Raw genomic sequence first — 1503 nt, 5'->3', positions numbered from 1 at the left:
CATAACGAGCCTGTAGAATAACTCGTTTTTAATTTATTTTTATTGATGCATTAACCATAGCCGAGTTCCTATTTTGATTCAATCGGTTACTTCGATTTTACGTAAAATATAAAAGAGGATTTGCTGTTGCTTTAATGGGCGTTTTGGAAGGTATCACAGGTGTTTGAGTGGATTATTTGAGGTGATAAGGGCTTACGCTAATTAATGCATCGTGTTTCTCAGCTTTTCTAGATTATGAACAAGGCAATACAACTGCCATTGCGCATTCACTTTCGTTTGTCCACGTAAGGTCAACTTATTCATGCCTTTATTGACAGTAATATTCCCGAACACTGGCTCTATACAGCCGAGTCTTTTACTGTACTGTCGTCGTCCCATTGGGCTGTCTATTTTGGCCTTCATTTTGTCGATATAGCTGAGCTGTTTACGCGATTCATCATTTTTAAACTGTACTTGCCGCCCTGTTTTTGTCGGTGGCTGTCGCATGCATTGCTGTTGCAGTGGGCATACTTTGCAATCTTTTAAGTAACCGCAGAATCGCGTGTATTTTTGGTTGTGGCTTTTTACATTGATACCACTTCGCCACATGTCATTGCCTGCGGGACAGCGGCAGGTTTGTGTCGTTTCATCATAATGGAAGTCCTCTGAAGTAAATAAGCGTGGCTTACCTTTACTGCGTTTTAGTCGGCGTTTTTCTTGCTCTGTTTCGTATGTTTCGCTGTCTTTAAATAACGGGTTTCGTTTTCTAAATTGGTTATCCGCAATGTAAGTATCAAAGCCACTTTTCGCCATGTATTCAAGATTCGCTTCGCTATTAAACCCACTGTCTGCGGTGAACTTAATCGTTTGTTCGTCTGTTGATTTGTCGGTATTCAATTTATCAAGCTGCTGCTTTAATTGCTTAACTGCTGGCTGCAAGGTTTGTTGCTCACCCACCGAGCCCCATGCCTGTGCTTGCAGTATAATTTGATGTTTATCGTCATTTATCGCTATCCCATTGTAGCCTTGGATTGTGCCTTTTGACGTGGTCATTTTCGCGCTATCGGGGTCGGTAATATTACTTTTAATGGGCTTGCCTTTGCTGCCCGTTTTTTCCTCGTGGGTCGCTAAGAACTCCGTGATTTTATCTGCACTTTTATCCAGCTTTTCTTTTTGCTTTAAATCCTGTGTTATCAACTCTTCGCTCAGGCTATCTTGTGATTGGTGACGTTCGATAATACGTTTACTCGCGCGTTCTAGTTTTGCTTTTTTACGCCCTAGCTCATCGAATGTGCCGCTCCATTCTTTACTCGCATTCGATTTCAATTTGCATCCATCAATGGCAAACATGTTGCGACCTATCAAGCCTTCTTCGTCGCATATCATCAGTACTTGCGTAAACAGCGGTTCAATCTGTTCGTGCATTTTGGCCACGAATCCCGCTACCGATGTGTAATGAGGTTGAATATCACCCGACACACTCATGAACAAAATATTCGTCTCACACGCCTTAGCAATACGGCG

At 42.2% G+C, this 1503-nt stretch carries 1 protein-coding gene; it reads right to left on the bottom strand.

What is annotated here, in order from left to right:
• Nucleotides 1-201: 201 nt before the first annotated feature.
• Nucleotides 202-1503 (bottom strand): transposase (locus tag AAEY57_RS19150; protein ID WP_350608569.1); only part of this gene is annotated, 1302 nt, incomplete at its 5' end.

Origin of the sequence: Pseudoalteromonas sp. MER144-MNA-CIBAN-0113 (assembly GCF_040308965.1) — a bacterium.
In the GTDB taxonomy this organism is placed as follows: domain Bacteria; phylum Pseudomonadota; class Gammaproteobacteria; order Enterobacterales; family Alteromonadaceae; genus Pseudoalteromonas; species Pseudoalteromonas tetraodonis.
Note: the sequence above shows the minus strand (reverse complement) of the source record. Positions and strands in the feature narration are given on the sequence as shown.